This window comes from Rossellomorea sp. LjRoot5 (genome assembly GCF_964253455.1).
Classification (GTDB): domain Bacteria; phylum Bacillota; class Bacilli; order Bacillales; family Bacillaceae_B; genus Rossellomorea.
Genome location: NZ_CAXUQN020000001.1, coordinates 302,813 through 327,303 on the forward strand (window position 1 = coordinate 302,813; position 24,491 = coordinate 327,303).

General features: G+C 39.6%; 22 protein-coding genes. 15 read left to right on the top strand and 7 right to left on the bottom strand.

Annotated elements, in window-relative coordinates:
* From ACSQ2E_RS01570 to ACSQ2E_RS01585, 4 genes are all read right to left on the bottom strand, one after another.
* Complete coding sequence (locus ACSQ2E_RS01570) at positions 1 to 360, bottom strand: YwqH-like family protein (RefSeq protein WP_435989050.1); 360 nt, start codon at positions 358 to 360, stop codon at positions 1 to 3.
* A gap of 186 nt (positions 361 to 546) precedes the next feature.
* Entirely contained in the window at positions 547 to 2,232 is a 1,686-nt protein-coding gene (treC, locus tag ACSQ2E_RS01575) for an alpha,alpha-phosphotrehalase (RefSeq protein WP_435989051.1), read from the bottom strand.
* Between the two features lie 311 nt (positions 2,233 to 2,543).
* The gene (gene treP / locus ACSQ2E_RS01580; RefSeq protein WP_435989052.1) at positions 2,544 to 3,959 is read right to left on the bottom strand and encodes a PTS system trehalose-specific EIIBC component; all 1,416 of its coding nucleotides are present in this window, start codon (positions 3,957 to 3,959) and stop codon (positions 2,544 to 2,546) included.
* A 464-nt stretch (positions 3,960 to 4,423) separates the two neighbouring features.
* Entirely contained in the window at positions 4,424 to 5,470 is a 1,047-nt protein-coding gene (locus ACSQ2E_RS01585) for an acyltransferase (protein ID WP_435989053.1), read from the bottom strand.
* Positions 5,471 to 5,960: 490 nt separating this feature from the next.
* Here ACSQ2E_RS01585 and ACSQ2E_RS01590 point away from each other — a divergent pair, with 490 nt between their 5' ends.
* Both ACSQ2E_RS01590 and ACSQ2E_RS01595 read left to right on the top strand, forming a co-directional pair.
* The gene (locus ACSQ2E_RS01590; RefSeq protein WP_435989054.1) at positions 5,961 to 6,878 is read left to right on the top strand and encodes a LysM peptidoglycan-binding domain-containing protein; all 918 of its coding nucleotides are present in this window, start codon (positions 5,961 to 5,963) and stop codon (positions 6,876 to 6,878) included.
* Between the two features lie 708 nt (positions 6,879 to 7,586).
* Complete coding sequence (locus ACSQ2E_RS01595) at positions 7,587 to 8,549, top strand: nuclease-related domain-containing protein (RefSeq protein ID WP_435989055.1); 963 nt, start codon at positions 7,587 to 7,589, stop codon at positions 8,547 to 8,549.
* A gap of 38 nt (positions 8,550 to 8,587) precedes the next feature.
* On the opposite strand, the gene ACSQ2E_RS01600 is transcribed toward ACSQ2E_RS01595, so the two are convergent.
* On the bottom strand, positions 8,588 to 9,754 hold the full coding sequence (locus ACSQ2E_RS01600) for a 3-phenylpropionate MFS transporter (RefSeq protein WP_435989056.1): 1,167 nt from the start codon (positions 9,752 to 9,754) through the stop codon (positions 8,588 to 8,590).
* Between the two features lie 218 nt (positions 9,755 to 9,972).
* On the opposite strand from ACSQ2E_RS01600, the gene ACSQ2E_RS01605 reads away from it, so the two are divergent.
* Entirely contained in the window at positions 9,973 to 10,527 is a 555-nt protein-coding gene (locus tag ACSQ2E_RS01605) for a DUF6241 domain-containing protein (protein WP_435989057.1), read from the top strand.
* A gap of 39 nt (positions 10,528 to 10,566) precedes the next feature.
* On the opposite strand, the gene tagU is transcribed toward ACSQ2E_RS01605, so the two are convergent.
* Both tagU and ACSQ2E_RS01615 read right to left on the bottom strand, forming a co-directional pair.
* The gene (gene tagU / locus ACSQ2E_RS01610) at positions 10,567 to 11,502 is read right to left on the bottom strand and encodes a polyisoprenyl-teichoic acid--peptidoglycan teichoic acid transferase TagU (protein ID WP_435989058.1); all 936 of its coding nucleotides are present in this window, start codon (positions 11,500 to 11,502) and stop codon (positions 10,567 to 10,569) included.
* 83 nt (positions 11,503 to 11,585) lie between these two features.
* Positions 11,586 to 12,407: an SGNH/GDSL hydrolase family protein gene (locus ACSQ2E_RS01615; RefSeq protein WP_435989059.1), complete on the bottom strand. Its 822-nt coding sequence runs from the start codon at positions 12,405 to 12,407 to the stop codon at positions 11,586 to 11,588.
* Between the two features lie 197 nt (positions 12,408 to 12,604).
* Here ACSQ2E_RS01615 and ACSQ2E_RS01620 point away from each other — a divergent pair, with 197 nt between their 5' ends.
* From ACSQ2E_RS01620 to ACSQ2E_RS01675, 12 genes are all read left to right on the top strand, one after another.
* Positions 12,605 to 13,348 (top strand): YveK family protein, encoded by a 744-nt coding sequence (locus ACSQ2E_RS01620; protein ID WP_435989060.1) that lies wholly within the window; start codon positions 12,605 to 12,607, stop codon positions 13,346 to 13,348.
* A gap of 22 nt (positions 13,349 to 13,370) precedes the next feature.
* The gene (locus ACSQ2E_RS01625) at positions 13,371 to 14,045 is read left to right on the top strand and encodes a CpsD/CapB family tyrosine-protein kinase (protein WP_159363348.1); all 675 of its coding nucleotides are present in this window, start codon (positions 13,371 to 13,373) and stop codon (positions 14,043 to 14,045) included.
* Between the two features lie 105 nt (positions 14,046 to 14,150).
* The gene (locus ACSQ2E_RS01630) at positions 14,151 to 14,918 is read left to right on the top strand and encodes a tyrosine-protein phosphatase (RefSeq protein WP_435989061.1); all 768 of its coding nucleotides are present in this window, start codon (positions 14,151 to 14,153) and stop codon (positions 14,916 to 14,918) included.
* Positions 14,919 to 15,289: 371 nt separating this feature from the next.
* The gene (gene galU / locus ACSQ2E_RS01635) at positions 15,290 to 16,168 is read left to right on the top strand and encodes a UTP--glucose-1-phosphate uridylyltransferase GalU (protein ID WP_435989062.1); all 879 of its coding nucleotides are present in this window, start codon (positions 15,290 to 15,292) and stop codon (positions 16,166 to 16,168) included.
* A gap of 57 nt (positions 16,169 to 16,225) precedes the next feature.
* Positions 16,226 to 16,873: a sugar transferase gene (locus tag ACSQ2E_RS01640; protein ID WP_435994356.1), complete on the top strand. Its 648-nt coding sequence runs from the start codon at positions 16,226 to 16,228 to the stop codon at positions 16,871 to 16,873.
* 29 nt (positions 16,874 to 16,902) lie between these two features.
* Complete coding sequence (gene pseB / locus ACSQ2E_RS01645) at positions 16,903 to 17,874, top strand: UDP-N-acetylglucosamine 4,6-dehydratase (inverting) (protein WP_435989063.1); 972 nt, start codon at positions 16,903 to 16,905, stop codon at positions 17,872 to 17,874.
* A gap of 30 nt (positions 17,875 to 17,904) precedes the next feature.
* Positions 17,905 to 19,077, top strand: a complete 1,173-nt coding sequence (pseC, locus tag ACSQ2E_RS01650) for a UDP-4-amino-4,6-dideoxy-N-acetyl-beta-L-altrosamine transaminase (RefSeq protein ID WP_435989064.1) — start codon at positions 17,905 to 17,907, stop codon at positions 19,075 to 19,077.
* A gap of 10 nt (positions 19,078 to 19,087) precedes the next feature.
* Positions 19,088 to 19,819 carry a cytidylyltransferase domain-containing protein gene (locus ACSQ2E_RS01655; protein WP_435989065.1) on the top strand — a complete coding sequence of 244 codons (732 nt, stop codon included), beginning with the start codon at positions 19,088 to 19,090 and terminating at the stop codon, positions 19,817 to 19,819.
* A 2-nt stretch (positions 19,820 to 19,821) separates the two neighbouring features.
* Positions 19,822 to 20,919 carry a UDP-2,4-diacetamido-2,4,6-trideoxy-beta-L-altropyranose hydrolase gene (gene pseG / locus ACSQ2E_RS01660; protein ID WP_435989066.1) on the top strand — a complete coding sequence of 366 codons (1,098 nt, stop codon included), beginning with the start codon at positions 19,822 to 19,824 and terminating at the stop codon, positions 20,917 to 20,919.
* Positions 20,903 to 21,409, top strand: coding sequence for a UDP-4-amino-4,6-dideoxy-N-acetyl-beta-L-altrosamine N-acetyltransferase (pseH, locus tag ACSQ2E_RS01665; RefSeq protein ID WP_435989067.1), 507 nt, complete (start codon positions 20,903 to 20,905; stop codon positions 21,407 to 21,409). The genes pseG and pseH overlap by 17 nt, the downstream gene beginning before the upstream one ends.
* Positions 21,410 to 21,435: 26 nt before the next feature.
* Complete coding sequence (gene pseI, locus ACSQ2E_RS01670; RefSeq protein ID WP_435989068.1) at positions 21,436 to 22,485, top strand: pseudaminic acid synthase; 1,050 nt, start codon at positions 21,436 to 21,438, stop codon at positions 22,483 to 22,485.
* 13 nt (positions 22,486 to 22,498) lie between these two features.
* Positions 22,499 to 24,214 carry a UDP-N-acetylglucosamine 2-epimerase gene (locus tag ACSQ2E_RS01675; protein WP_435989069.1) on the top strand — a complete coding sequence of 572 codons (1,716 nt, stop codon included), beginning with the start codon at positions 22,499 to 22,501 and terminating at the stop codon, positions 24,212 to 24,214.
* Positions 24,215 to 24,491: the final 277 nt, after the last annotated feature.

Below are 24,491 nucleotides of genomic sequence, written 5' to 3' on the forward strand. Positions count from 1 at the left end.
TCATCCTTCCTTTCGCTGTTCTTGTTCGATTCGGGCACGTTCATTGGCCATACTCGTTTCAAGGGACTGGATCTCTGTCCGGAGTGAGGCGATTTTGTCTTCGATGGTACTGATGGCCGTATCCATTTGGTTATGAGATAGATCTTTATAGGAAAATAACATATCTTCCCGGATTTCCGTGAAAGCTTTGGCTAATGTACCCTGCCAGGTAGTGGGGCTAAGGTCCGGTGCAGTCACGGATGATTGATGCTGAAGAAATTCACCTTGAAGGGCATTGAGGCTGGAGAGGGAATTCCTCAAGCGTACAAGCTGCTCTTTTTTCTCATGGAGCTGGGAAATCAAATATGATAAATAGGACAAGACTTTCATCCCCCTTTTTAATAGTAAACACACAAATTAATGGTATCAAATGGAAATAGTGGTTGGGTATGGGTTATTTGTACTGAAATTGATTTTGTGACTTAAATACCATATACCCATATTATGGATTCTTAATCTTCTATACGTAAAAAAAGCATTGCCCATATGGACAATGCCTCATCTTCTTTATTTTGTTAACCGAAACACCACAGACTCATATGGACGAAGAGTGATTTGAGAATACACATTCTCCGCATCATCATAATTCGAAATCAGAACCTCACTCGACCAGCCTGCGACATCAACCTCATCAGGAAGCGTGAACTCCGTCTCGCGACCATAGAAGTTATTCACCGCAAGCAGCTTCTCTCCCTCACCATTCCGCACATAGGCAAAAATCTCAGGATGACCTTCCAAAATCAGCTGGTAGTCACCGTCGACGATGATGTCATATTCCTTACGGAGGCGGTTCAGCTTCTGGTAGTGATAGAAGACTGAGTTTTCGTCATCTAACGCCTGTTCTGCGTTGATATCCTGGTAGTTCTTCGCAACAGGGATCCAAGGGGTGCCGCTCGTGAACCCTGCATTTTCTTCATTATTCCACTGCACCGGTGTACGGGAGTTATCACGGGACTTGTGTCGTAGGATCTCGAGGATCTCTTCTTCCGTTTTTCCTTGTTCCTTCAATATATTGAACGTATTGAGGGATTCCACATCACGATACTCCTCGATGCTTGTGAACTTCGGATTTGTCATTCCGAACTCTTCTCCCTGATAGATATAAGGGGTACCCTGCATCATATGGATCGTCGTCGCAAGCATCTTCGCCGATTCGTTACGGTACTTTCCGTCATCACCGTAACGGGACACGATACGCGGCTGATCATGGTTACACCAGAAGAGGGCGTTCCAACCGCCGCCTTTGTTCATTTCACGCTGCCATGTAGACAGGATGTCCTTTAATTTCAGGAAGTCGAAGTCAGCAACCGACCATTTCTGTCCGTCCGGGTAATCCACTTTCAAGTGATGGAAATTGAACGTCATGCTGAGCTCATTGCGTTCCGGGTTGGAATACTTGATACAGTTGTCGATCGTGGTGGAAGACATTTCCCCGACAGTCATGATGTCATATTGAGAGAAGACTTCTTTGTTCATTTCCTGCATATACTCATGGACCTTGGGGCCGTCAGTGTAAAACTTGCGTCCGTCCCCGGGAGCAACCGAGCCATCATCATCAGGGAAGTCCTGATCTTTGGAGATTAGGTTGATCACGTCCAGGCGGAACCCGTCGACACCTTTCTTTAGCCAGAAATGCATCATGTCATACAGTTTCGTGCGCACCTCATCGTTCTCCCAGTTCAAGTCGGCCTGAGTGACATCAAAGAGGTGAAGATAGTACTGACCCGTTTCTGCGTCATACTGCCAAGCGTTACCTCCGAACTTCGACTGCCAGTTGGTCGGCTCGGAACCGTCCGGCTTACCATCTTTCCAAATATAGAAGTCACGATACTCATTGTCCTTCGATTTCCGGGACTCGATGAACCACTGATTCTCCGTCGATGTATGATTGATCACGATGTCCATGATGATCTTGATTCCGCGGGAGTGGGCTTCCTCCAGAAGCTCATCGAAATCCTCCATCGTTCCGTATTCTTCATGAATATTGAAATAGTCGCTGATGTCATAGCCATTATCATTCTGAGGAGACTTATAAATCGGCGTGATCCACACCACATCAATCCCAAGCTCCTTCAAATAATCCAGCTTCGCCGTAATCCCCTTAATATCCCCAACGCCATTCCCCGACGTATCATAAAAACTCTTCGGATAAATCTGATACACAACCGACTTCTTCCACCAAGGCTGCTTCATACCACATGCACCATCCTTCACATATTTTTGAGGGACGGACCTCAACTTTTTAGCTCATCCGCCTCATTTATTTCATATCATCAATGTTCTCATGCTTATTTAGAGGGACGGACCTTCCATTCTTCGTCACAAAGCCTTACCTAATAGGAAAAGACTCTCCAAAACAAGCAGATTTGAAGGTCCGTCCCTCTAATGAAAAAGGGGACAAACATCCCCATCACTATCCCTTTCAGGCAAGTGCTAAGAATTCATTTGTCCCCCTTAGTTTAACTTGTATATACAAGTTGTTGCAACTGTTTTCTCTCTATTGATCAGACTACTTCGTTTTTACTGAATTTGGACCAGACGATTGTCAGGACGAACGGTACGACGATACAGATGCCCATTCCAATGAAGAACGGCAGCCAGTATTCAGGAATGATCGATAGGAATCCAGGCAATCCACCTACACCGATGGAGAATGCTTTCGTTCCTGTCATCGCTAAGAGTACACCACCGATGGCAGACCCGATCAAGGCACTGATGAACGGGTAGCGGTAGCGCAGGTTCACCCCGAACATCGCCGGTTCTGTAATTCCAAGATAAGCCGAGATGGCTGACGTACCTGCCAAGCCACGAAGCTTTTCGTTTTCTTTTTTCGCTACAACCATCATGGCAAGCGCTGCTGAACCTTGTGCAATATTTGATAGAGCAAGGATCGGCCATAAGAATGTGCCACCTTCACTACCGACCAGCTGTAAGTCTACTGCAAGGAACGTATGGTGCATACCTGTGATAACCATGACGGCGTATAAACCACCATACAGGAGACCACCTAACCATGATACGTGATCGAACACCCATACGACGCTATCCGTCAGCATGTTACCAATAAAGAAGGTCACAGGTCCGATCAGGACGAAGGCGGCAAATCCGGTAATCAGAAGGGCCACCGGTGCCACGACTAAGAGCTTGATGGAATCATGAACTCTTTTGTCCAGGAACATTTCAATCTTCGCTAATAGATAGGAAGCGAATAGGATCGGTAAAACTTGTCCCTGATACCCGATCTTGTCGACTTCAAATCCGAATAAGTTCCATGTAGGAATCTTTTCTGCACTTGCATATGACCAAGCGTTCAGTAAGTCCGGATGAACAAGCATAAGACCTAATACGATACCGAGTAATGGACTTCCGCCAAAACGCTTGACTGCTGACCAACCGATCAACCCTGGCAGGAACACAAAGGCTGTATTGGCGATCAAGTTAATGATCGAGGCAAAATCAGCCCACTGCTTATGAACATCGATGACCGACTTCTCATCATAGAAAATCCCCGGTCCGGTTAGAATATTATTCAGACCCATCAACAAACCGGCCGTTACGATCGCCGGCAGGATCGGAATGAAGATATCCGCCAGTACCTTGATCGCGCGCTGCAGGGGATTCAGGTTCTGAGTCGCCGCATCCTTTACATCCTGTTTCGATGCATGCTCGATTCCCGTTTCCTCAGCCAGAATTTGATACGCTTTATTCACAAGACCTTGTCCAATGACAACCTGGAACTGACCGTTGGAGGAGAAGGAACCCTTCACCAGATCAATTGCCTCTAATCTTTCTTTATCAACTTTCTTCTCATCATTCAGCACCAGCCGTAGACGAGTCACACAGTGCGTGGCCGTACGGATATTATCCTTACCGCCAATCGCTTCAATGATTTCGAGAACGTCTTCACGTTTCACGCTCATGAATTTCCCTCCCTTGGAATGGTGAAAGATGTCGGGCGCTTGGATTGTACCCGCTTTCATTTCTATTAATGGAATTCCCCTAATTAGTATGTGAAAAACGCTTTATATCATGCTTTTGTCAAAACGCTTTCATTTTTTTGGGGAGTGTTGTATATACAAGATATACTCTTATTGTATTCATGTATATACAAGTTGTCAATGAAAAAGTGTAGACGTTTTCATTTTGGACAAAAAAGCTTACAGCAACTCTGTCGCTTCAAGCAAATGATGCAAGGTCATTGAGGATTTCTCTCATATTTATCCCACATATGATAGTTATACGCAATTTGAAGGATGTGACTTATCAGACCAACCCCAACGAAAATGAGGGTATTTATTTATGCTAGAGTTAAACCTCTGTTGTAAAAATAGCAATAAAAAAAACCAGCTGAATATCAGCTGGCACAGTAGAGTATTGTTTATAATCAACCAGCCATTTTCACTTTTCCGGCCGGCTTCTTCCTTTTAATAAACGTTTTATAATTAATGACGGAATACACAACATAAGAGAGTCCCAGGCAAACTCCAAATATGACCACAGCATACACGAGATATTGCAGGATCAGGAGAGACTCGCTCCTGATATTCATCCATTCCATGACATTGCCCCATAATCGCTGTCTGATCAGGGGATGCTCATGTATCAGGTAGACGCCAAGTACATACCCTGATATGGCGTTGATGGGTCTCGATACAAAGCTGAGCTTCGAGAAAAATAGGAACAGTGCCAGCGACATGATCACGGTGATGGGAGAATTATAGGTCAGCAATTTGAAAGGCAGCTCCCATGCCTGCTGTATCATCAGGGCAGTGCCTGCTCCGATAAGGATGTAAACGCTTAAATAATATCCCGTACTTAGGGAAGAAATAAACGTTCCGTGATGTCTGAGGTACCCGGCGACAAAATAGAGAAAGATGAAATGTACGATGCTGTATCCACCATTGACCCCGAAGCTTGCCAGGGGATGAAAGAACTGCCAGACACAGTTGACCAGGAATAATAGGAAAAGCAGTTTCTCATATTCCTTCTTTGATAACTGATTGATGACGATATTGAGATACGGCGAAATCAGAAATAACAGGATATAAACCGTGATGAACCAATAGGTGGACAAATAAACAGGGAAGACCGATGGGAGCATTCCGGCAAGAGAACCGTCTGTCCTCTGCAAGACTGCCATCCCGGCAAAAATCAGAACGGAGAAAATAAAGGTTTCCCAAACTACCCTTATCGCCTTGCTCATCTTGAAAGTTGACGTACACAAGAAGTATCCACTGATTAATACATATACGTTAACCCCCACCAAACACAGTACCTTGATGAAATTGAAGAGGAATTGATTGATATTACTTAACTCAGATATGTTCATATACTTCGAAATACCATAGGTCCCAAAATGCAACAGTACAATCATGATCATGGATAGGACCCTGAGAGATTCAAAGTTTGACAGCCTTATTTTTCCTGCCAATTTAACCCGCCCCTTGCTTTTACGAAAGATAAATTCTACTTATTTTAATCGATAAAAATCATCTTGTCATTCAGAATTTTCTTGAAGTAAGTGGAGGGGTGGGGTGGGTAATAGGGATGGGGAGAGGGGAGTCGACTGGTCCATATGAAAGGTCAGCGGTCGTAAACCACCATGAGAAAAAGAGAGTAAAGACCCACAAAAGCATCGAGGCAATGTTGTAAGCGTAACCATAAATTTCTAAACGGTATGACACCGGGGCTGATAATGTTTTTTTGCAAATAAGGACATTCACCCAGGTGAATCCTTCAAACTATGTAAGGAACTATTTGTAAATGGAAATAGGACCATAAAGTACCAATTACTATTACACTGGGGTTTCTTCCTGTTTTTTCTTCATATAAGAATATTAGCCTATTAAAATATCAGTCTATTTCATAGATAATGGACAAGCACTAAAATTCGACACTATCTATGAAGAGGAGACATTTTTTTGAAAAAAACAATCATTGCCTTTACTACTGCTGCTCTATTCTCGACAATGGCTGCCAATTCAGCGGAAGCGGCTTCTTACCGTGTACAATCAGGTGATTCCCTTTCCGTGATTGCATATAAATATGATACATCCGTTTCAAACCTTAAGAGTTGGAATAACTTAAGTTCCGACACGATCTATGTTAATCAGGTCCTAGAAGTATCAAAATCAACAAGTACATCTGGTAAAACATATACTGTCCAATCAGGTGACTATCTATCAAAAATCGGTGCCAAATACGATGTGTATGTAGCCGAACTAAAATCATGGAACAACCTGAGTAGTGATGTGATCTATCCTGGTCAAACGTTGATCGTTTCTTCCGGCGGAACAACACCACCACCGTCAACGGGATCAAGTACATACACTGTACAATCAGGAGACACCCTTTCACATATCGCCATCCGTTATGACGTGAGCGTGTCGTCCATCAAGTCTTGGAACGGGTTAAGCTCTGATACAATATATGTAGGTCAAAAGCTTTCCATTAATGGTACATCAGGCGGAGGAACAGAAACTCCATCATCAAACGTCGTCGACATCGCCAAGAAATATGTAGGAACTCCGTACGCATGGGGAGGCACATCACCATCTGGCTTTGACTGCAGCGGATTCATCTACTACGTCTTCAACCAGGCGGGACAATCGATTGCACGTACGAACACAGAAGGCTACTACAGCAAATCATCCTTTGTATCCAGCCCGAAAGCAGGCGACCTCGTATTCTTCGAAAATACGTATAAAGCCGGCATCAGCCACATGGGAATCTACGTAGGAAACGGGGCATTCATCCACGCATCCGACAGCGGAGTTGTGGTATCGAAGTTAAGCAATACGTACTGGAATCCTAAGTTTGTTGGGTATAAGAGATTTTAAGTTCGATTGGAGCGTCCTACCTGTTGAGGGTGGGGCGTTTTTATTAGGTTATGAAGATTATTTGACACGGCGGCACGATTATTGAGAATCTCGCATGAAAAATTTATATCTCGCACGAAAGGCTTATATACCGCACGATAATCTGCATTCCGGCATGATCCTCTTTAAAACCCGCATGATTGTTTTGCGAGGGTGGCTTGTTTAGGAGAATACGATTCTAGAACGGCCCATAGTCTTTATCAAGGACCTCATTCCCAATCAAAACAGACAATCTAAAGAAGAAATACCGTTCAGAAAGAAGATCAAAAGCTCAAAAATAAGCTGTTTTGAGAACGGAGCCTCTGCCTGTTACGGAGATGGGAGAGTGGAGCCGAAAGGGCATAGTAGTAGGGAAGGGTAAAGAAAATTCGACACGTCGGCACGATTATGTGGAATCTCGCATGATTAATCAGCATGACGCATGAAAAACCCACAGCCCGCTTGATAATCTCAAATCTGGCTTGATCCACCTCAAAACCCGCACGATTCCTCCACGACCTAGATCCCAATAAAGAAACCAACCTCTCTATCGGCCCACAATCCCCCTCCCAAACGCCACACCCAACCAAAACTAGACAATTCAAAACAAATCCATCAAAAAGCAGGATTTTCACCACTAAAGTAGAACTAATAAACAATCAAATCCCAAAAGGAGTGAACCATCTTTATATGAATGTGAAAAAGCGAACCACGCCTATCAAACTTCTCCAAACAGAAGCCTTACTGCAAAGGCTGAATCCTCCAACCCATCCGAAAAGACCCATCATTGAAAAGGATTTAAAAAAACGAAAAGCCGGCTACCAAGGAGAGAAGACAGTAGATTATCATTTAAGTTTCCTCACCGACAAGAAGTATATGATTTTCAACGATCTCAGGCTGCCCCTCGCACCAGATTACTTTCAGATTGATAGTTTACTTGTCACACCCTGTTACTCCCTGCCGATTGAAATTAAGAATATCGCCGGAACCCTGACCATTGATCCGGAATTCAATCAGCTTTCGCAAAATTACAAGGGAGTCGAAACGGGCTACCCGGATCCTATCGCCCAGGCCACCCGCCAAAAACTATTCCTCCAGAAGTGGTTCTTCAATAATAAACTCCCTTGTCCGCCGATTGAATTCCTCGTCGCTTTCAGTAACCCTGCTACGATTCTTAAAATGGCTCCAGGTCACAAAAGGATTCCTCCATACGACAAAATGATCCATGCCCAGAACATCGTAAGTGAAATCAGTAAGCTCAATACCGGGTTCACCCGTGAAGTCACCGATCTCAAAAAAATAAAAAGACTCCTCCTGAATCAGCATCAACCAGCCTATCCGACAATCCTCTCAACCTACCAACTCACAGAAGCCGACATCATTAAAGGAGTCCAGTGTGAAAGATGCTCCCACACCATGATAAGAAAAATAGGGATGTGGCTTTGTACAAACTGCAGTCACCTATCCAGAACCGCCCACCTCAAAGCCATAGAAGACTACTTCCTCCTCATCGAGCCTACCATCACCAACCAAAAACTGAGAGATTTCCTTCAACTTTCTTCTGCGAAAACCGCAGCTGAAATCCTGAAGTTTCTTAAACTAACAAGGACCGGTTCTACGAAAGGAACTCACTACATCAAAAACTTCCCATAAAAAAACCGCCCGAAATCCCATTCCGAACGGCTCCATCCTTATTTATAACTAACCACACCTTCAACCCCGCGATCATACTTCCAATACATCCATCCACCAAGCACCACACACGGAGCCACAACCACGGCCATCCCCATAAATGCCGTACCAGGTGAGATGTCATACAAGAAGCCGCCGACGAACGTCAGCACAGCCGTACTCAATCCCATTCCAAGGGAAGTATACACTCCCTGGGCTGCAGGAATATCCTTGCTCTCCAATTCTTCATAAATCAACCGCATGAATGCATAATGGGTCAATCCGAAGGTTAGAGAGTGGAAAAGTTGGGTAAAGATGAAGACAGGGGTGCTGGGGAATAGGAACAACAAAGTCCAACGCGTCACAGCAGCCCCTGCTGCTATTATAAACATGAGGGAAATGCTCTTTCCCTTAAGCAGTCGGTCTGAAAATGCAAAGAACAGGATTTCCGATAACACGGCAACATTTAAGATCACGCCGATATACACGGCGCTCACATCTAATTCCTTCAAATAAAGAACGCCATAATTATAGTAAGAAGCATGTGCTCCCTGAATCAAGACGACGATCACCATCGTCCAGACAAACTTACTGGATTTCAGAAGTCTCCTGTAAGAAAGCTTCTCCTGACCACGTGTCCCGCTCATAGACTGTGGCAGTTTCGCAAGGGAAGAAAGCAAGATCACGACAATCCCGCCAAACAGAAGATAAATCACGGCCCCCTCTGTAAAAATCGACGTCAAAAATCCAACTGCAAGCAATGCAGTCGTATACCCGATCGATCCCCAGGAACGGCTCCGGCCATAATCAATCCCATCTTCCTTCATCATCACAGCCGCCATACTTTCAACCATCGGAAGCAACATCGGATACACAAGGCTGAATAACACCATACATCCTAAAACCATCCCAAATGAGTTCAGTGGCAGGAACAGCAACAAAGCAGCCCCCGATATCAACACCAACCACCGGGAAAGACGTCCCAATGAAACCGTCTGGCTCAACTTAGGAAATACCAAGAAGCTTGAAAACGAACGGGCGATCATTCCTACGGCAATCACGGTACTTGCAGCCGAAATGGAGAAATCCTTACTCTCCACTAACCACGCTGTCCAGTAAGGAATGAAAATTCCCCATGTAAAAAATATCGCAAAGAACTGAAGTGATAACCACGACTGATTCTTCAAATATATCAAATCTCCCTTTATGTAGAGTTGGAAATAATTTAACAAACAACGAACCATTATACGGAATTCAGTCCCGATTGACAACCAACTTAGCGACCGTTTTTTTACTCTGGTAATAAAAGGATGGCTATTTTTGCGTTCTTGAAGGACTACGTCCGTGTAATCTAGAAGAAGTGTACATATAGATATGGGTTTGAATACGAGGGGGAGATGGGATCGTGAGCAGGAAGACAGTCGGAATCATCATCGGAAGTGTATTATTGTTAACTGCTTTGGGTGTTTACATAGCTTTGGGTACTTTAAATGTGGGTGGAGTGATTGGTGGATCAGACGAAGAAGCAGATGTTGGGAGCGTGGAACAAACGGAGGGGGTAGAAATGAATGATGATGAAGAGGATGGACAGAAAGTAAGTAAAGGTGGAAACCCATTCGGGGAAGAAGTCAAAACCCCCTTAAGCGAAAAGCTGATGCAGCAGTATATACATGCCATGAGCCATCAAAAGGTAGCGGCGAAAGAAAAGTGGTCATTCTTCCAAATCACAGATGAGCGGATTGAGTACCTGCTGAATCAATTAGAAATCAATCAGTATAAGCATGAAAATGCATACGAAGATATATTGATAAGCTGGAAAGAGGGAGATTTCTCTGATGCCGTCAGTGATCATAACACGATTTGGCGGATCCAGGAGGGGACCGTAGGAAAAGCAACCAGTTTGCTGTCTTCTAAGGAAGAAGAAGCTTATATCCATAAGCAAAAGACGGAAAAAAGGTAAAAGAAAGGCTACGGATCTGCAGATCCGTAGCCTTTCTTCTTATAACTCGAGATGCTTTTTAAGAGTATCCTGAATCTCTTTCAGCTCTTCATCAGGAATCACATAATAATAGATTCCATCGATTTTTGTACCTGTGCCGTTCTTGATTTGAATCTGTTCTATATCCTTTGATGCTGATTTGTAGTGTTTTTGTATTTCGACCATCTCTTCGAACGTGAGGTTGGTTTTGACGTTACTTCCCAGGGCATCGAAGATATTATCGAAGTTCCAAAGACTTGATACGCTTGCCCCTTCACGAATGACGGCCTGGATGACTTCACGTTGACGAAGCTGTCTTCCAAAGTCACCACGTGGATCATCGTATCTCATGCGTGAGAAAGCCAGGGCTTCTTTCCCATTCAGGTCAAGCTTTCCTTCGCGGAATGTATATCCTTCATAACTGAAGTTCAGGTCATTGTTGACCGTCACACCACCGACGGCATTAACGATATCCTTGAAACCGTCCATATTGATCTGTACATAGTAATCGATGGGAATATCGAGTAACTCTTCCACAGTGTTCATGGACATTTCCACACCGCCGAATGCGTAGGCGTGGTTGATCTTATCTCTTGTACCGTGACCTACAATATCGGTCAGAGTATCACGGGGGATACTGATCATCTTTACGGATTTAACCTCAGGATTCACGGTAAGGACAATCATGGAATCCGAGCGGCCTTTGTCATTCTTTCGTTCATCTACACCTAATAGAAGAACAGAGAATGGTTCTTTGTCTTTGAAGTCAATTTCTTTCGTGCGTTTCGACGATTTGTCACGGTCGATCGGGGAATGCATGGTTTCCACTGCTTTATTCAATGAAGCATAGATGCTATATCCATATACACCGCCGGCAACAACCAGTAACAGCACAATCATGCCAAGGATCTTTGGCCATCTTCGTTTCTTTCGTTTTGTATGTTTATCACTTCTCATTAACGTTTACCTCACCTTTAGTTAGCCTACTCCATAAGATAGCAGATTCGGGACCTATTGCATAGATAGAATTTTTGAATTATTTATGAAACTTCTGATGATTCATTGATGAAATATTCGATTAAATAATCTGCCCAGATTTTATGCCCTTTCTCGTTAGGCGTGTCCTGGGATTCGATTAAATAATCGCTGAGGGTCTTATCATCCGGCCATGAATCCCAATGGTCAAGGTATGAAATGGATTCTTCCCCGGCAAATTCCTTCAATGCCTCAATTTGCTGAGGGTAGTAAGTGGCTCCTTCTAATGGATGAGGAGGTTGAAGAAGTAAAACGCTATCCTCATTTGTTTCTTTCATTTCCCTTAAGAACATAAGAATGCTTTCATGGTTCTGAACGGTCCCTACCTGATTAGAGTTATCCGTAAGGGAGAAGGGTTCTAATAGAACGAGATTGGGTTCGAAGGCGAGAACATTGTCGGATTCTTCACCATTAATGAATTCAATGGACGTGACGTCCGATTGAAAGATCTCCACTTCCACTTGAGAACCGAGTTCCGATAAGAGCTTTTCTTTTAATTGAGGGGCCCAACCATTTTCATCTTCCCCCATAGCCGGGGAACCGACTATAGCCAGCTTAAAAGGTTCATCTTTCTTCATTAGCTCTTTAAAATGAGTGCGGGCTTCTTCCGGCCAGTTGGCAGTAAGGGAATCAAGATCTTTCTTTCCTTCTTCCTCGGTTGCTTCCTTTTGAGGAACCTGTGTTTCCCCTGACGGAGAAGTTTCAATCGTCTTGGTGGTCTTTTCTTCAGAAGCGACCAGTGTCGTCTTCTCCTTCCAATACATGTTTCCAAGGTACAGGAAAGCAACGCAGCTGATGGCCAATAGCGTGAGCAATAATTTTTTCATGGAAATCTCCTTCCCTTTAGGTAAATACTTACAAGAAATTAATACCAATTATGATAATTCCCTTTTCAAATAGAAAAATTTGTAGTTTAATAGATAAGTATGGAAATATTACAATTCAATTAAAATTATGACAATAAATGAGAAAAAACACAACAAGATATGATATTATTTTACATATTTTTCTTTAGGAGGACGTTATGGAAGAAACAATTAGTTTGAAGGAATTGATCGAGACTATAAAGAAGAGAATGCAGCTCATCCTGCTCATCACTCTTACAGCCATCATTGTAAGCGGAGGGGTAAGCTTCTTTCTATTGACACCTGTGTATCAATCCTCAACTCAACTACTGGTCAATCAGTCCAAATCGGATCAACCGGCTTATAATATTGGAGAGATTCAAACGAATCTTCAATTGATTAATACATACAATGTCATTATGAAAAGTCCGGCCATACTTGAGAAGGTCATAGCAGATTTGAACCTGGATCTTACAGTAGAAGAATTAAATGAGAAACTTTCGGTAGCCAGCGAAAAGGACTCCCAGGTCATCAACCTTTCTGTTGAAGATACCGATCCAAAACAGGCGGCTGCCATTGCCAATAAAATAGCAGGTGTCTTTCAGGATGAAATCGGTAAGATCATGAATGTGGATAATGTCAGTATCCTGGCAAAAGCGGAAGTGGGTAAAGACCAATCTCCCATTAAACCGAAACCTTTACTGAACATCGCCATTGCTACAGTCGTAGGGTTGATGGCGGGAGTCGGTTTAGCCTTCCTATTAGAATTCCTTGATAATACGATCAAGACGGAACAGGAAGTAGAAAAAATCCTTTGCCTTCCGGTGCTTGGATCAATCACACGAATCCAGGATCAGGCCGAACAGGCGAAAAGCCGTTCCCAGCGAAAATCAAGAGTGAGAGGTGAGACAGTTGGCTCTTAACAAGAATCTAAAAAAACAAATGATGAATACCAAACGTAAATTGATTACGAAAACGGATCCGATGTCTCCGATCTCTGAACAATATAAAACGATCCGAACCAATATAAACTTTTCTTTCATCGATCAGGAATTACGTTCCCTTATGGTCACGTCATCAGGACCCGGAGAAGGGAAATCAACTACCTCTGCCAATCTTGGTGTCGTCTTTGCCCAGGAAGGGAAGAGAGTTCTCCTGGTTGACGCAGACATGCGTAAACCAACGGCTCATTATACATTCGGATTGAATAATACGTTCGGGCTGACGAGTGTACTGACACGTCAGAAGTCCTTAACAGAAGTAACCCATTCATCCGATGTGAAAAACCTGGACCTGCTAACCTGCGGTCCCATCCCGCCAAATCCGGCAGAACTTCTTAATTCGAAGCGTATGGAGCACTTCTTTAAAGAAGTGTATGAGGAATACGACATGGTGATCTTTGATACGCCTCCGGTACTTGCCGTAACGGATGGACAAATATTAGCGAATCAATGCCAAGGTACCATTCTTGTCATCAGTTCAGGAACAACAGAAGTGGACAGGGCAGTAAAATCCAAAGAATTATTAGAGGCAGCCAAGGCGAAACTAGTTGGCGTTGTATTGAATAATAGAGAAATGAAAGACAGTAATTACTACTATTATTATGGTGGAAATAAATAACATATATAACAATGATGTATTTACTTTACATTTTTAAACATTATAGTAAAATATGAATGGGTATTTTAATGGGTATAATTAACCACGAATCAAGGAGGGGTCGGCATGATAGACATTCACAGTCACATTTTGCCTGGAATAGATGATGGAGCCAAGACGATTGAGGAAAGCATAGATATGGCGAAACAAGCGGTTTCTGAAGGCATTCATACAATCATTGCGACTCCCCACCACCGGAACGGGAAGTATGACAACAAGAAGGCTGATATCCTGCCTCTAGTGGACACGGTCAACGAAGCATTTAAAAGAGAAAACGTGAACCTGACAGTCCTGCCTGGGCAGGAATGCCGTATATATGGTGAGATTCTGGAAGATTATCAAAAAGGTGAGATTCTTCCCCTCAATCAATCATCACAGTACTTATTCATCGAATTTCCATCCAGTTCTGTACCGAGATACGCAGAACGTCTGCTCTACGATATCCAAGTCGAAGGTCTGACACCGGTCATCGTTCACCCGGAACGTAATGCCGAACTGATCGAACGACCAGACAAATTATACAAACTGGTCAAGAATGGTGCCATCACTCAACTGACAGCTTCCAGCCTGGTAGGCTACTTCGGAAAGAACATCCAAAAGTTTTCAGACCAGATGATCCAAGCCAACCTGACGCACTTCCTAGCATCTGATGCCCATAACATACATAATCGCACCTTCAAAATGGAAGAAGCGATGGACTATATAGAGAAAAAGTACGGAATCGACATGGTCTATTACTTTACCGAAAATGCAGAAATGCTCGTGGATGGAAAAACAATCTATAAAGAAATACCTGAATTGATCAAAAAGAAAAAATTCCTCGGAATCTTCTAACGCAGGTCAAGATACAGGTAATCCAAGGTGCTATTGTCGTTGGTAAACAAGAAACAAAAGCTCTACACAGACAACAGTAGAATTTTGGGAATGTCTCCTTGCCATTATCCATGGGGGCACTCGGTCACGCCGTGGGGGAAGAGAAACTTCGCCTTAGACGCACGTCGTCAATGGTGGGATGTGAGGAAGGGTTAGATGCCCACATTTACTATTTTAATTGAAATAAGTAAAGAAAAACAATGAAAACGCTTTATGCAATAGTTGGTTCAGGTTCCAATTGGATACCTAATGAAAAAACATTTGGAAATGGTGTTTTTTCATTAGGTATTTATTATGTCGTAATTAATTTCAAAATAACAGGGGGGCTATAAGTGAAGAAAGTTAGAAAAGCTATTATTCCTGCAGCTGGGTTAGGGACAAGATTTTTGCCTGCTACTAAAGCGATGCCTAAAGAAATGTTGCCTATTGTTGATAAACCAACTATTCAATACATAGTAGAAGAAGCAATCGCATCAGGTATCGAAGACATTATCATCGTTACGGGTAAGGGTAAAAGAGCAATTGAAGATCACTTCGACTTCGCGCCGGAATTAGAAAGAAACTTAGCTGAAAAAGGGAAATTTGATTTGCTGGAGAAGGTACAGCATTCCAGTAATCTAGTGAATATTCACTACATCCGCCAAAAAGAGCCGAAAGGATTGGGTCACGCGGTCTGGTGTGCAAGGAATTTCATTGGAGATGAGCCATTTGCAGTCTTGTTAGGTGATGACATAGTTGTAAGTGAAACGCCTTGTGTTAAACAACTTATTAATCAATATGAAGAAACAGGTTCTTCAGTCATTGGTGTTCAAACCGTTGAGCACAACCAAACACATCGATACGGAATTATTGACCCAGCAAATGTTGAAGGTAGGCGATACAAAGTAAACAATTTTGTTGAGAAGCCGACACTTGGTACTGCTCCTTCAAACTTGGCGATTATGGGCAGGTACTTACTTACTCCAGAAATTTTCAACTTGTTAGAAGACCAAGAAGAGGGGACAGGGGGAGAGATTCAACTTACCGATGCTATCCAAAAACTAAATAGCATTCAAAATGTATATGCGTATGACTTTTTTGGAAAGCGATATGATGTTGGGGAAAAGATAGGGTTTGTGAAAACAACAATCGATTTTGCTCTTGATAATATTGAAATAAGAGATGGCGTACTTGAATATATGGAAGAAATTCTAAACAAAAATAGAGTTTAAAAAAAGCTGTGAGAAGAGGAAGGGAAGCTATTGTCAAATCTAGCAGAGAAAGACCTAATCTATTTAAACTCTGGAACAAAAGCTACCATCGAAAATAGAAAGAGTTACTTATTACTTAAGAGATTTGTAGATATTACTGGCTCTATATGTGGAATGGTATTATTGAGTTTTTTATTTATTATTCTAGCAGTATTAATAAAACTAGAAGATCCTAAAGGACCAGTTTTTTTCTCTCAAAAAAGAGTAGGGAAAAACGGAAAAGAATTTAAAATGTATAAATTCAGATCTATGGTAAGTGATGCGGAACAGAGATTGAAAGACTTATTGGAATTGAATGAAGTAACTGGTGCGATGTTCAAAATGAAAGACGATCCAAGAGTTACAAAAATAGGAAAGTTTATACGAAAAACAAGTATCGATGAACTGCCACAATTATTTAATGTGTTAAAGGGAGATATGAGTTTAGTAGGGCCAAGACCTCCATTGCCTAGAGAAGTCGATGAATACACGAGTTACGATAAGCAAAGACTCTACGTCAAGCCAGGATGCACTGGCTTATGGCAAGTGAGTGGAAGAAGTAATGTGGGTTTTGATGAAATGGTTGAACTAGATTTAATTTATATTAGAAAGAGATCAATCTTATTTGATTTTAAAATAATATTTAAAACTGTCTTAGTGCTATTTGGCTCAAAAGACGCTTACTAAAAATAAAACAAACAAAGTGAGGAAACAACATGTATGATTTAAACGGTAAAACAATTTTAGTAACAGGCGGTACGGGTTCATTTGGAAAAAAATTCATTGCAAAAGTCCTACAACAAGATGTTAAGAAAGTAATTGTATTCAGCCGTGATGAATTAAAACAATATGAAATGGCCCAAGATTTTACGGATCCACGTATTAGATTCTTCATTGGGGATGTTAGAGATAAAGAGCGTTTATATAGAGCTTTTGATGGGGTAGATGTAGTCATTCATGCTGCAGCTTTAAAGCATGTGGGGGCCTGTGAATATAATCCATTTGAAGCTGTAAAAACAAATATTCATGGTGCACAAAATATTATTGAGGCTGCAATTGATAGAGGAGTTCAACGGGTAATCGCACTAAGTACCGATAAAGCGGCCAGCCCGGTTAATCTTTATGGGGCTACAAAGTTAGCTTCGGATAAAATATTTGTAGCAGCAAATTCGTATGCCGGTAATAAAGAAACAAAGTTTGCTGTGGTAAGATATGGAAATGTTGTAGGGAGCAGAGGCAGTGTTGTCCCCTTCTTCAAAAGAATTAAAGAAACTGGGAAACTACCGATTACAGACGAAAGAATGACAAGGTTCTGGATTACACTTGATCAGGGTGTACAGTTTGTCCTGGATAATCTTGAAAGAATGTATGGTGGAGAAATCTTTATTCCTAAAATTCCGAGCATGAAAGTAACAGACTTAGCAACTGCAATTGCTCCAGAATGCGAAATTGAAGTTGTAGGAATACGTCCAGGTGAAAAATTACATGAAGCTATGATTACTGAAGATGATGCTCGTCGTACTATGGAGTTTGACAGTTATTATGTCATTCAACCGGAATTTCCATGGTGGTCTGATGAAAATACTAATGGCGGGAAAACGTTGCCTGAAGGATTTAGCTATGTAAGTAATGTGAATGAGGATTGGTTAACAGTTGAACAATTAAGAGAACTAGTAGAAGGAATGTAATATTCCTTCTGCTTTAATAGGAGAATTCATATGTCTAATATTAGAGATACCTACCTTCCTTATGGGAAACAATGGATAGATGATGATGATATTAATGAAGTAGTAAAAGTATTAAAGAGTAACTATTTAACAACAGGTCCAGCTGTGTCAGAGTTTGAAGAAGCTGTGGCAAATTATGTTGGTTCTAAATATGCTGTTGCATTTTCAAATGGAACAGCTGCATTACATGGAGCTTGCTTTGCAGCAGGTATCTCTAATGGTGATGAAGTAATTACTACTCCATTAACCTTTGCTGCTAGTGCAAACTGTGTGTTGTATCAAGGGGGAGTACCTGTTTTTGCTGATATCGATCCCCACACTTATAACATTGATCCAGAAGTGATAGAGAGAAAAATCACTTCTAAGACAAAAGCGATTATTCCAGTCGACTTTACTGGACAGCCAGTAAATTTGGAAAAGATAAAGGAAATTGCTGATAAGAATAACCTGGTGGTTATTGAAGATGCAGCACATGCCCTTGGTGCAACTTATAAAGGTGAAAAGGTTGGATCAATTAGTGATATGACGATGTTCAGTTTTCATCCAGTAAAGCACATCACTTCAGGTGAGGGTGGAATCATTACTACAGATAATAAAGAATATCGTGATAAGCTTGTTCAGTTCCGCTCACACGGCATCACCAGAGATGCTGACAAATTGGTGGAAAATCATGGACCGTGGTATTACGAAATGCAATTCTTAGGCTATAACTACCGAATGACTGATATTCAAGCAGCACTTGGGAAAAGTCAATTGATGAAATTAGACAAATTCGTAGAGCTTCGAAAAACCATGATTGAAAAATATAATGATTCCTTTAAAGAGTTACCACAAGTAAAGATACCTTACCAAGATGCCAATGGATCATCTAGCTGGCACTTGTATATATTACGGTTCGATACTTCAAAGCTCAAAGCAGATAGAAAAGAAATATTTGAAGCACTTCAAAAACAGAATATTGGTGTAAACGTACATTATCTTCCAGTACATTTACTACCTTATTATAAGGAATTAGGCTACGAAAAAGGAATTGCACCTGTTGCAGAAGAAGTCTATACGGAAATTATCACTTTACCTCTTTTTCCAGCGATGACGGATAAAGATGTTCAGGATGTTATCAAAGCCGTTAAGCAAGTGATTGAAAGCCATAAAAAATTAGTTTAAGGGTGTAGAGATGAGAGTTATTGCGATCATTCAAGCCAGAATGGGTTCATCCAGGCTACCTGGTAAAATACTTAAAAAGGTAATGGGAAAAACTCTACTGGAATATCAGTTGGAAAGAATACAAAGGTCAACTTTAATAGATGAAGTAATAATTGCTACAACAGTAAAGGAAAGCGATTATCCGATAGTAGAATTATGTAGAAACTTAGATATTAAAGTATATAGAGGGTCAGAGCAAGATGTACTAGCTCGGTATTATGAAGCCGCAAGAATGCATAATGGCGATGTGATTGTGCGATTGACTTCTGATTGCCCTCTAATTGACCCAGAAGTGATTGACAGCGTTATTCAAATGTACTTAGACAATATAGGGGAAATAGACTATGTTTCAAATACATTAGAAAGAACTTTTCCTAGAGGACTGGATACAGAAGTATTTTCTAATAAAATATTAGAGGAAGCTTTTAATCATGCTAAAAAGAGTATCTACAGAGAGCATGTTACCTCATACTTTTATAATAATCCAGATAAGTATAAGTTACTGAACAATTTTAATACTGATGACCAGAGTGATCATAGATGGACAGTAGATACAATTGAGGACTTGGTGCTAATAACAAAAATATTAGAATGCATTTACCCTCAAAAACCTTTTTTTAATACAGCAGACGTTTTGGATTTAATAAAGGATCATAAAGAATGGAAGAAAATTAATTCACACATAGAACAAAAGAAGGTTTAACAATGGTAATTAAGAACGTGAAGATTCGAGTAGATGCCTCTGTGAAAATAGGAAGCGGGCATGTTATGAGATGCTTGACATTAGCAAAACAACTTAGAGAAAAAGGTGTTATTGTTAGCTTCATATCCAGAGAAACTCAGGGGAATTTAATTGACATGCTAGAGAGACATGGATTTGTAGTTGACAAGCTTACTAAAGTTGACATGGATAAAGAGAATAGTTGGTATAATGAAAACTATGTAACTGACGCATTTGAAACGGTGAACCATATTAAAAATTCATCCTCATGTGATTTGCTTGTAGTTGATCACTATGAGCTTGATGCTAAATGGGAATCAATTGTAAAAAAACACGTTGGTAAGATAATGGTAATTGATGATTTAGCAAATCGTGTACATGATTGTGATTTATTATTAGATCAAAATTATTTAATTGATTATGAAATAAGATATAAATCATTGGTTTCCTCAAGTACTCCACAATTATTGGGCCCTGAGTATGTTCTATTAAGATCTGAGTTTTACGAGGTCCCTAAAGCATATCGATGTCGAAATGGGGAAATTAATAATATACTTGTGTTTTTTGGTGGAACTGACCCAACTAATGAAACATTAAAGACACTAAATGCTTTGTTAAAGTTAGAGTCTGAAATTGATGTTATTAATGTCATTGTGGGGAAGTCAAATGCAAATAAAGATCAAATTAAAGACTTGTGTCAAAGGTATTCCAACTTTGAGTATCATGAACAAGTAGATAATATGGCTGAATTTATGAATGAAGCTGATTTAGCAATAGGTGCAGGTGGAACAACAACTTGGGAAAGGTGTTTCTTAGGGTTGCCTTCTATTACAATAGTAATCGCAGAAAACCAGTTTGAGATAACCAAAGCAGTAGCTGAATTTGGTGCTACCATTAATTTAGGTTGGTATCAGAATGTTGAAGAACAAGATATTATTCTAGAGGTTGAAAAGTTAACAAAAGAACCTGGAAAATTAGCGATAATGAATCAGCGTTCGTTAGAACTTATACCGCCAGGAGTGGCTCATAACTATACTGTAACAAGTTATATTTTGGAGGAGTTAGATGGGGATTCAGGCTGAAGCTGAATTAATTGATATAAACGAGGATTTTTTGGACTTAGTTTTATTGTGGAGAAATCAAGAGGATATTAGAAAGGTAATGTACCATGATAAGCTAATCACGATAGAGGAACATAGATCTTGGTTTAATAGTATTAATAACTCCGAAAAAAAAATTACGAAAGTTTTCTTGTTTAAAGGAGCACCATATGGTGTTGTGAATATAACCAATATTGATAGAATTAACCAGAGATGTGAATGGGGATTCTATATTGGTGAGAAAAACGCTCCTAGAGGACTAGGTTCTATAATGGGGAATTTGGCTTTGAATTATATGTTCAAAGAATTGAGACTAAATAAAATTTGCTCTGAGGTATTGGGTTTTAATCAGGCGAGTTTACATTTTCATAGGAAGCTTGGTTTTAATCAAGAAGGGTTATTAAAAAACCATATAATTAAGAATGGAAAATACATTGATGTGTACTTGTTTGCAAAGTTTAACAATAGCTAGAAGAAATTCTAAAAAGGAATGAGATCATGAAGGAAATTCAAGTTGAAGGTATAAAAATAGGACCGAAGCAGAAACCATTTATCATTGCTGAAATGTCTGGCAATCATAATCAATCTTTAGAGAGAGCCCTGGAGATTGTAGAAGCAGCAGCAAAATCCGGTGCTCATGCATTAAAGATCCAAACATATACTGCGGATACTATGACATTAAACATAGAGAATCCAGATTTCAAAATAGAAGACGATAAAAGTCTATGGAATGGGAAAAACTTGTACCAACTTTATCAACAAGCATATACGCCTTGGGAATGGCATAAACCAATATTTGATAAAGCTCGAGAACTAGGAATGATACCATTTAGTACCCCTTTTGATGACACTGCAGTAGAATTTCTAGAAGAATTGGGTGTGTCAATGTATAAAATTGCCTCTTTTGAAAACACTGACATCCCATTAATAAAAAAGGTAGCCTCTACTGGAAAACCAATGATCATTTCTACTGGAATGGCTTCAGTAGCTGAATTGGATGAAACAGTTAAAGCCGCAAAGGAAGCTGGATGTAAGGATTTAATATTACTGAAATGCACTAGTACTTATCCTGCCACACCGGAAAACACAAATATTTCAACCATTCCTCATATGAGAGAATTATTCAAGGTGCAAGTAGGAGTTTCTGATCACACAATGGGAACGGGAGTATCTGTAGCTAGTGTAGCTTTAGGTGCTACTGTAATCGAAAAACATTTTACTTTATCACGTTCAGACGGAGGGGTAGACTCTCAATTTTCCCTTGAACCTGATGAATTAGAAAGATTAGTAGTAGAGACAGAGAGGGCATGGCTATCATTGGGCGAAATCAAATATGGGGTTACAAAAGCTGAATTTAATTCTTTGAAATTCAGAAGATCTATATATGTTTCTCTAGACATTAAAAAGGGAGAAAATATAACTTTAGAAAATATAAAGATTGTCCGACCAGGGTTCGGTATAAAACCAAAATACCTCACTAATGTTTTGGGAAGAAAAGCTAATAAGGATTTAAGCAAAGGTAGCCCACTAAGTTTTGAGGATTTATAAAAGGTGATACAAGATGAGAGTTATTATCACAGGCAATAGAAGTAGTGAATATAATGCTTATAAAATTAACGACTTACTTTCTTTGAAAGATATAGAGGATATTGAAAATCGAGCATATTTATTATCAGATACGTGGTTTGAAGGAAACCCTTTAAAGTATAATAACATTAATTTTAGTAGGTTATCCCAGTTATATACTTACAAATATTTCGAGGAAATTCTTACTTTATCTAAAATATATCGGAACATTATGCAATTAGACATGGATATCTGTTATTTATACTCTGAAGAGCCTAAAAGACTATACAAATTATTTGAAACTGTAAGTAATTATTCAACTGTGAGAGAAATTGAGTTTAAATTAGAAACATTAGTAAGCAATGGTACTGGTGAAAAGAAAGACTACAAAAAATATTTAATTGACTATCTAAAAATGAATTTCATGGATAACTTAGTCAAATATTTTTATAGTTTCATAGGCAGTAAAAGTAATAAAGTGAAAAAAAAGCCTTCTAAAATACTTATATTTGCAGATGTTTATAATAAACCAACCAATGAAATGTTAAATCAAGTATTTAATAATCTATTAGAGGAAGACAAATTAATTGTAGCCTCTGAAAAAAGAATTATAAATGAATTTTTTTTCAAAGGCAACTCACTTGGACAATATTTTCATGTCAAAGATATTTTTAAAGCGTCGACTCAAGTTTATAAAATGAATAAGAAAATTAATAAATTATTCGAAAAGATAATGGTAAATGAAAATTTAAATTTTTTTGAAATGGAAAATGCGATTATTTTGGATAAGAGTTTTATTAACTTTTTCAAAAAGATTTCTTTTTCATCATTATTAGATCATATAGTACTAAATAGACTACTTAATATTGTTTCCCCTAAGTTAATTGTTCTAGGAACAGATTGTCATAAACTCTCAAGACATATTAGTATGATCTCCAATCAAAATAATATTTCAACCTTAGTAGTACAACATGGGGCCACTAATGGAAAATTTGGTTTTTCTCCTTTAATTGCAGACAATATTGCAGTTTGGGGAAATATATCAAAAAAAACACTAATAGAATGGGGAGTGGCTGCTGAATCAATTCATATTACGGGAAACCCTAGATATGAGGAATATAAAAAATTCAACAATGACATATCTATAAATAAAATTCACAATGATAATAAACAGCTTGTGTTTCTCCTAGCGTTGTCACCTTATGAAACTGATACAATGAATGAGATATTAGAGTTGGTATTAAAATATTTCACTAAAACGAATAATAAAGTAATATTAAAGCCACACCCTTCGGATAAAAATTTACAAATCTATCGGGATAATGTAAATAAGTTTTCAAATGGGAATTTCATTTTAGACACAACTTCTAGTACAGAAACTTTATTAGCTAGAAGTGATGGTGTAATTACTGCTCAGTCTACGATTGGAATTGAGGCATTAATATTAGGTAAACCATTGATAGAAGTTAATTCAAAAAGAATACAAGTTAAAATACCTTATATTGAATATAATTGTTGTTATACTATTTCTAATGAACAAGAATTAGAAATAGCTATAAATTCTATATTTGATAAAGACAGTAACTGTAGAATAAAAAGTAAAAATGCTGAGAAATTTGTGAATGATTATATTGGCGAGGAGAATTCTTTCTCAAAACTTAATTCTCTAATTTCATCCATTTTGCAAAAAAGGATAATTGGGAAATTGTAACAAAAAATAAAAGTCGTCTTACCCTTATAGTATTTTGGGGTATGGCCCAAAGTTTCAGCACTATAAACCATGTTATTCAAAGTAGTTTTAGGGTTTAAAGGGAAATTTTTCTTTTTTAAGTGAAGTCTTTAAATTACTCTCTCTATGAAGATAAAAAATTTCAAAAAACTTCTGGTTAATCATTTAGAGTGGGTCGCTTGTGCTTTACTGGAATAAGAAATATTTATGATTAAGGTAACTTAAATAAGTACTATCTAAAATTATTTGTGAAATTTCT

What these genes read in the sequence shown, in the direction of transcription:
- treC (WP_435989051.1), bottom strand. Translation starts at nt 2,232, where the DNA reads ATGAAGCAGCCTTGGTGGAAGAAGTCGGTTGTGTATCAGATTTATCCG.
- treP (WP_435989052.1), bottom strand. Translation starts at nt 3,959, where the DNA reads ATGAGCGTGAAACGTGAAGACGTTCTCGAAATCATTGAAGCGATTGGC.
- ACSQ2E_RS01595 (WP_435989055.1), top strand. Translation starts at nt 7,587, where the DNA reads ATGAATGTGAAAAAGCGAACCACGCCTATCAAACTTCTCCAAACAGAA.
- tagU (WP_435989058.1), bottom strand. Translation starts at nt 11,502, where the DNA reads ATGAGAAGTGATAAACATACAAAACGAAAGAAACGAAGATGGCCAAAG.
- ACSQ2E_RS01615 (WP_435989059.1), bottom strand. Translation starts at nt 12,407, where the DNA reads ATGAAAAAATTATTGCTCACGCTATTGGCCATCAGCTGCGTTGCTTTC.
- ACSQ2E_RS01620 (WP_435989060.1), top strand. Translation starts at nt 12,605, where the DNA reads ATGGAAGAAACAATTAGTTTGAAGGAATTGATCGAGACTATAAAGAAG.
- ACSQ2E_RS01625 (WP_159363348.1), top strand. Translation starts at nt 13,371, where the DNA reads ATGAATACCAAACGTAAATTGATTACGAAAACGGATCCGATGTCTCCG.
- ACSQ2E_RS01630 (WP_435989061.1), top strand. Translation starts at nt 14,151, where the DNA reads ATGATAGACATTCACAGTCACATTTTGCCTGGAATAGATGATGGAGCC.
- pseB (WP_435989063.1), top strand. Translation starts at nt 16,903, where the DNA reads ATGTATGATTTAAACGGTAAAACAATTTTAGTAACAGGCGGTACGGGT.
- pseC (WP_435989064.1), top strand. Translation starts at nt 17,905, where the DNA reads ATGTCTAATATTAGAGATACCTACCTTCCTTATGGGAAACAATGGATA.
- ACSQ2E_RS01655 (WP_435989065.1), top strand. Translation starts at nt 19,088, where the DNA reads ATGAGAGTTATTGCGATCATTCAAGCCAGAATGGGTTCATCCAGGCTA.
- pseG (WP_435989066.1), top strand. Translation starts at nt 19,822, where the DNA reads ATGGTAATTAAGAACGTGAAGATTCGAGTAGATGCCTCTGTGAAAATA.
- pseH (WP_435989067.1), top strand. Translation starts at nt 20,903, where the DNA reads ATGGGGATTCAGGCTGAAGCTGAATTAATTGATATAAACGAGGATTTT.
- pseI (WP_435989068.1), top strand. Translation starts at nt 21,436, where the DNA reads ATGAAGGAAATTCAAGTTGAAGGTATAAAAATAGGACCGAAGCAGAAA.
- ACSQ2E_RS01675 (WP_435989069.1), top strand. Translation starts at nt 22,499, where the DNA reads ATGAGAGTTATTATCACAGGCAATAGAAGTAGTGAATATAATGCTTAT.